Raw genomic sequence first — 5,769 nt, forward strand, 5'->3', positions numbered from 1 at the left:
GCGACGACGGCCGCGGCCTGCCGCCCGGCCTCCCCGGCCCGCGCGAACTCGCCGCGCGCGGCCACTACGGCCTCCTGGGCCTGCGCGAACGCCTCGCGACCCTGCCGTACCCGGCCCGCCTCACGATCGGCGCGCCGCCGCGCGGGCCGGGCACCGAGATCCGCGCCGAACTGACCCTCCGCACTGCCCGAGAGGAGCCCGAGGACCATGCCCATCGCTCCGCCTGAACCACTGCGGCTCGTCGTGGCCGACGACAATCCCGTCGTACGGGCCGGACTCCGCGCCCTCCTCGAAGGCCGCGCCGACGCGGTCGTCGTCGCCGAGGCGGCGGACGGCCGCCAGGCGCTGGCCGCGACCGAACGCCACCGGCCGGACGGGGTCCTCCTCGACCTGCGGATGCCGGTCGTGGACGGACTGACCGTCCTGCCCCGCCTCGCCCGCCTCGCCCCCGTCCTGGTCATCACCTACGGACGCGACGCGGAACTCCACGCGAGGGCGCGGCGGCTGGGGGCGGCGGGCTGCCTCGTGCACGGCGACTTCACCGTTCCCCAACTGGTCGGAGCAGTACGTCACTTACGTGCCGGAACCCCGCCCATGCCAGCCCCTTCGCAAAAGCAATCATCCGTGCGACCCTCGTGGGGCGGACCGCTGAGCGCACGGGAGGAAGAGGTCATGAACCTCATCGCGGCGGGGCTGAACAACCGGCAGATCGCGGCGGCGTGCTTCATCACCGAGAAGACGGTGAAGAACCACATCAACCGCATCTTCGCCAAACTCCAGACCACCACCCGCAGCGAGGCCATAGCCCGCTGGCTCGGCACGGCCCACCCCGCCCTGGGAGGCCCCCATGCCTGACCTCCCCCCTTGGGCCCACGGACCCTCCCCCCACCACCCTCCGTCGCCCTACGGTCACACCACCACACCGGCCCACCCGGGAGACCACCATGCCCAAGCCCACCACCTGGCTCCCCACCCTCCTCACCAAGCTCCGCAGGGACGACGGCGCGGGTTTCGTGGAGTACGCGGGGTTGCTGATCATCATCGCGGGAATCTTCGTGCTGATCGACCAGCTGGGGCTGGACGGGCTGATCTCGGGGGCGATCAACGATGCCGTCTCAGACGTCGTGGGTGGTTGATCGGGGCATCGGCGAAAGACGAGGGACAGGTCCTTCCCCTCTTTGTCTGGGCAACGGGCATCATTCTCTTCGTGGCCTTCGCGTTCTTCGCCTTTGCGCAGGCCGCGGTCGCGCGAAACTCCACCCAGAGCGCGGCGGATGCGGCTGCGCTCGCGGCAGCGAGGGAAGCTCGTGAAGACCTGGTGAGGGACTTCCTGCTCGCGCTTTCAGGCGACGGCGATCTTGATGCGTACCTTTCTGCGGCGGTTCAGATAGCCCACCCAGGTATGCGGCAGGCCGCTCAGCAGTTAGCTGAAGCCAATCAGGCGTCCGTCGTCGGTGATGTCGCTGTCGGTTCTCGGGACGGTTACCCGGACTTTGCTGTGACAGTGCGCGGAGACAAGGGGCTGGCGCACAGTGTCGTCCCGGGCGTCGAAGGCCGGCATGCGACGGCCACGGCGACTGCGGGACTGATGCCGCTCTGCGAATTGGATGGAGAGGCTCCCGAGAGCGGGGAAACCGTGACTTTGCGGTGCAGGGCGGGAAAGTCGGTTGTCATCGATCCTGCCGAGCTGGAGCAAGGTCCCTTCGAGCAGGTGAATGATCTCTTTGCGGTGCGCTTGATCAAGTGAAGTGATTTGGAGCGATCCCGGATGATGGAACGGTCGTTGCTGACGAGCCGAATTATTGGCCTGGGCCTCACTTTGGGGGTACTGCTCGGCGGGGTGGTTGCATGCAGCAGCGACTCCGAGTCGAAGACGGAGAGTGAGAAGAACACTCAAGCCGAGGCTCCTTCCTCGGCCGAGCCTGGCTCCTCCGCGACGGAGGGATCTGCGTCCGCCTCGCCCCCCGATGGCGTCGACTCGGGGACATTGGCTGAGCTTCGGAACTCCGACCTTGTCGTGGTCGTCAAGAGCGCGGTCAGGGACAAGGGCGGTTACGTCACGGTGGAAGGCAATGTGACGAATTCCGGAAGTCGTTCCTGGGTCGGCGCCGACTGGAAGAGCGACGAGAACGAACTCCGCAACAACGGCGGCTCGTTGGCGGGGGCCTCCCTGGTGGACCAAGAGGGGAAGAAGAGGTATTTGATTTTGCGAGATACCTCCGGTAAGTGTCTTTGTACTAAATTCGATTCCGCTCTCCGGCAAGGTCAGAGCGCGGACTGGTTTGCTCAGTTTCCCGCTCCTCCTGCCTCCACCAAGAAGGTCACCTTTCAGGTCGGGAGTATGCCGCCCGCCGAGATTCCGCTCAGTGAGGCGCGGTGATGGCGCGGGTGCGGGGGCGGGCCGTGGTGGTCGCTTCGGCGGTGCTGGTGTTCGGGCTGCCCGGGGGTGTGGCGGGGGCCGATGACGGGCCCACCGTGCCGCCGGGGAGTGTGACCACCTCGCCGCCCCCCGACGTCGATTCGAGCAGCCCAGGGCTCCGCCTCGCCGACGGCGCCCAACTCGCCCCCGCCAAAGTGCTCGACATCAAGTCCGTCGTCGAAGACCTCGGCGGCGAGGAGCGCCGCGAGGACACCAACACCGACGTCAAATTCGCCCTCCAGGCCGAAGTCCTCTTCGACAAGGACAAATTCGCCCTCGACCCCTCCGGCAGAGCCCGCATCAAGGCCATCGCCGAGGAGGCGAAGAAACAACAGGCCCGCACCGTCCGCGTCTTCGGCTTCACCGACAACCTCGGCAGCTACGCCCACGGCAAAACACTCTCGAAACGCCGCGCCGACATCGTCCACGACGAAATCGCCCAGTACATGGGCCCCGAAGTCACCTTCGAGGTCCGCGGCTACAGCGAGGACTACCCCATCGCCGACAACACCACCGAGGAAGGCCGCCGCAAGAACCGCCGCGTCGAGGTCTCCTTCCCCCGCACCGGCTGAGACCCGATCCGCGGCACAGCGGACCGAGTCGAACGCAGCCAAGTGGGCTGGGACGCACGAGATCCCTCTGCTTCCTCGCGGCGGCGCAAGTCATGACGAGAGCCCCCGCATCCGGGATACAGCCAGGCATGCTCCCCGCTTGCTGCGTCCCGTACGCGAGGGCCTTGCCGCTGAAGAGCGACTCAACGGGTTGGCCTCTGCGCCGTGACCCTGATGCGGCTCGGAATGCAAGGTCGTCCCGGTCTCTCCGCCGCGACCACGGTGGGGGCTGCCCCAGCAGGAGCCGTTGTCAGCTTCGAACGGGCAGAGTGCCCAGCCATGGACACCCCTGAGTTCTGGCCCCTCATCGAGACCACCCGCTCGGCCGGCGGGCCAGACAGCCTTTCGCCGAAGTCCTGGTCGATGAGCTGGCCGCCCGCACCAAGGACGACATCCTCCACTACCAGGAACGCTTCGATGAGGCGCATGACGCGCTGTACCGATGGGACATGGGGGCTGCCGCCTACCTCATCGGCGGCGGCTGCTCGGACGACAGCTTCATGGACTTCCGCGCCGGCCTGATCGCGCTGCGCTGCGACCGGTACGAGAAGGCAGCGGCTTGCCCGGACAGCCTTGCCGATCATCCGGCAGTGATCGCCGCCGCGGAGGTACACCGTGACGAGGCTTTCTTCTGCGGGGAGGTCGACTACGCCGCCAGTGCGGCGTTCGAGCGCATCACCGGTGACAGCGAGGACTTTCACGAGGCATGGGACAAGCACAGAGCCTCACGGAAGCGTTTCGGACAAGGCGCCGAAGGCATGGGCGAAGTCTTCGATTTCGATGACCCGCGTGAGATGCGATGTCGACTCCCGCGGCTCACAGCCCTCTACCCCCGTGAGACCCCACGACAGACCTCGCCGAGCAGTGACGCCGCCATGTGACAGCCGTCCTCAGCGGCGCCATCCCGCACGACCTCCGCCGCTCTTCCCTCGGCTGGCCCGTTGTTCGGGCATGGGAGGCCGAACAGCCCTTGAACTGCCTGAGCCATACCGCACGTTCATCGCGGAGGTCTCCAACGGCACCCGGGAAGGCCCATCCGCCCCGCATCATGCGATGGCACGGCCATGAGGAAGAGCAATAGTCAAGAGTTGTGGGTGAGCTGATTTCAACTTGAGCTGCGGTGGGTGAGGCTGGTCGTGGCAGCGTTGCGAATCCGCTTGGTGCGGCCGGCTTCGGCGAGGATTTCGACGGCCTCGGTGTTTGTCCCGGCGGCGCTCTTGAGCTGGAGCCAGTTGGATGACGCGAGCAGGTTCTCCGGCTGCCAGGGCAGGTTGAGCGTGATGGCGCGGACAAGTGACCACTCCCGCAGGCGCTGAGCCAGGAAGGGGTGGTCGATCGTGGCCTGGGTCATCGACTGCGCCCACTCCTCGTAGGCGGGAGCGGGGTAGAGGCCGACGGCTCGACGGTCCAGGTGCCGCAGCACAGCGGACTGTGCCATCGTCTGGTCCGGGTCAGTGAGCACGCAGCTGACCAGGTCAGCCTCGTTTGTGTCGGCAACGTGGCCCAGCTTGTCGAGGTAGGCCGCGAAGCGGGCGTGCTCGTCCGGATTCTGCAGGATGTCGTGGACGTTCATGCGGCCTGCTCCCCGCGCTCGACCAGGATGCCGTTCTCGAATCGCGCACCGGCGCGGACCAGGGACACCAGGTGGGCTCCGGTGATCGCGCGCCATCGTGCCTGAGCGGACTCGACCAGCTTGAACACCATCGCGAGGGCGGCCGCGGGGCTGCCTGCGCCGCGGGTGACCTTGGTGCGGAGTTTGACCGTGGAGAAGGTCGACTCGATGGGGTTGGTGATCCGCAAGTGAATCCAGTGCTCGACGGGGAAATCGTAGAAGGCGAGCAGTTCGTCACGGTCCTCGGTGATCTTCGCGACGGCTTTCGGGAACTTCGCCCCGTAGGTTTTCGCGAACGCCTCGATCGACTGCTCGGCGTGGGTGCGGTCCTCGGCGTTGTAGATCTCCTGCATCGTCTTCGTCGCGCCGGGCTGCGCGGACTTGGGCAGGCAGTTGGTGACGTTGCGGGCTTTGTGAACCCAGCACCTTTGCGGCCTGGCTGACGGGAACACCTCGGAGAGCGCCCGCCACAGGCCCAGGGCACCGTCGCCGACGACCAGCTAGGGCCTGTCCGTAAAGTCAGGGGAGCCAGAGGCGGAGGCAGGCGAGGGTGACCATGGCTTGGTAGTGGCGGGCTCGTTTGTCGTAGCGGGTGGCGAGGGCTTTGTTCTGCTTGAGTTTGCTGAAGCAGCGTTCGACGAGGTTGCGGCGCCGGTAGGCGGCACGGTCGAGGCCGCACAGCCTCTCGCCCCTGCTGAGGCGGCCGTTGATCTGGTCGAGTCGTTCCGGGATCGTGCTCTTGATGCCTCGCTTGCGAAGGTAGGCGCGGATTTTCCGGGACGAGTAGCCCTTGTCCGCCGCGACGCGTTCGGGCCGGGTCCTGGGGCGGCCCGGGCCCGGCCGGTTGATGCGGATGCCGGCCATGACGGCTTCGAACTGGGTGCAGTCGTTGACGTTCCCGGCGGTCAGGGTGAAGGCCAGCGGGCGGCCGTTCCCGTCGCAGGCGAGGTGGATCTTCGTGGTCAGCCCGCCGCGGGACCGGCCGATCGCCTCACCGGGCCGGACCTGCCCCTTTTTCGGGCCCCGGCCGCGTGCTGATGCGCCCGCACCGTCGTCGAGTCCACGCAGACCAGCGTCCAGTCGACCTCACCCACCGCGTCCGAGTGCTGCTGGACATGAGCCAGCAG

The 5,769-nt window shown here is 67.2% G+C and carries 7 protein-coding genes and 3 pseudogenes; 7 read left to right on the forward strand and 3 right to left on the reverse strand.

Annotated features, from left to right (window positions below; genetic code table 11):
- The 7 genes and pseudogenes from G3I42_RS07870 to G3I42_RS07900 form a co-directional block, all read left to right on the forward strand.
- Positions 1–227: pseudogene (locus tag G3I42_RS07870) on the forward strand (hypothetical protein); the annotation flags it as partial.
- Positions 208–855: a response regulator transcription factor gene (locus G3I42_RS07875; RefSeq protein ID WP_164283697.1), complete on the forward strand. Its 648-nt coding sequence runs from the start codon at positions 208–210 to the stop codon at positions 853–855. The pseudogene G3I42_RS07870 and the gene G3I42_RS07875, both read left to right, overlap by 20 nt.
- Before the next feature lie 89 nt (positions 856–944).
- On the forward strand, positions 945–1,136 hold the full coding sequence (locus G3I42_RS07880; RefSeq protein ID WP_164283699.1) for a hypothetical protein: 192 nt from the start codon (positions 945–947) through the stop codon (positions 1,134–1,136).
- On the forward strand, positions 1,133–1,747 hold the full coding sequence (locus G3I42_RS07885; protein ID WP_164283701.1) for a pilus assembly protein TadG-related protein: 615 nt from the start codon (positions 1,133–1,135) through the stop codon (positions 1,745–1,747). The genes G3I42_RS07880 and G3I42_RS07885 overlap by 4 nt, the downstream gene beginning before the upstream one ends.
- A gap of 21 nt (positions 1,748–1,768) precedes the next feature.
- Positions 1,769–2,380: a hypothetical protein gene (locus tag G3I42_RS07890; RefSeq protein ID WP_164283703.1), complete on the forward strand. Its 612-nt coding sequence runs from the start codon at positions 1,769–1,771 to the stop codon at positions 2,378–2,380.
- Entirely contained in the window at positions 2,380–2,991 is a 612-nt protein-coding gene (locus tag G3I42_RS07895; protein WP_203606515.1) for an OmpA family protein, read from the forward strand. Before G3I42_RS07890 ends, G3I42_RS07895 begins: the two co-directional genes overlap by 1 nt.
- Before the next feature lie 407 nt (positions 2,992–3,398).
- Positions 3,399–3,911 carry a DUF4240 domain-containing protein gene (locus G3I42_RS07900; RefSeq protein ID WP_239096327.1) on the forward strand — a complete coding sequence of 171 codons (513 nt, stop codon included), beginning with the start codon at positions 3,399–3,401 and terminating at the stop codon, positions 3,909–3,911.
- A 224-nt stretch (positions 3,912–4,135) separates the two neighbouring features.
- Here the strand turns inward: G3I42_RS07900 and G3I42_RS07905 are convergent, their stop codons facing one another.
- The 3 genes and pseudogenes from G3I42_RS07905 to G3I42_RS07915 all read right to left on the reverse strand — a co-directional run.
- Positions 4,136–4,603, reverse strand: coding sequence for a hypothetical protein (locus G3I42_RS07905; RefSeq protein WP_164283707.1), 468 nt, complete (start codon positions 4,601–4,603; stop codon positions 4,136–4,138).
- A pseudogene (locus tag G3I42_RS07910) lies at positions 4,600–5,148 on the reverse strand (transposase); the annotation flags it as partial. The gene G3I42_RS07905 and the pseudogene G3I42_RS07910, both read right to left, overlap by 4 nt.
- 13 nt (positions 5,149–5,161) lie before the next feature.
- Positions 5,162–5,769, reverse strand: a pseudogene (locus G3I42_RS07915) (IS5 family transposase); the annotation flags it as partial.

Source organism: Streptomyces sp. SID11385 (assembly GCF_010548245.1).
GTDB lineage: Bacteria > Actinomycetota > Actinomycetes > Streptomycetales > Streptomycetaceae > Streptomyces.

Bases quoted from the DNA above. Each gene is read 5' to 3' on its own strand.
- G3I42_RS07875 (WP_164283697.1), top strand. From the start codon at position 208: ATGCCCATCGCTCCGCCTGAACCACTGCGGCTCGTCGTGGCCGACGAC.
- G3I42_RS07880 (WP_164283699.1), top strand. From the start codon at position 945: ATGCCCAAGCCCACCACCTGGCTCCCCACCCTCCTCACCAAGCTCCGC.
- G3I42_RS07890 (WP_164283703.1), top strand. From the start codon at position 1,769: ATGATGGAACGGTCGTTGCTGACGAGCCGAATTATTGGCCTGGGCCTC.
- G3I42_RS07895 (WP_203606515.1), top strand. From the start codon at position 2,380: ATGGCGCGGGTGCGGGGGCGGGCCGTGGTGGTCGCTTCGGCGGTGCTG.
- G3I42_RS07905 (WP_164283707.1), bottom strand. From the start codon at position 4,603: ATGAACGTCCACGACATCCTGCAGAATCCGGACGAGCACGCCCGCTTC.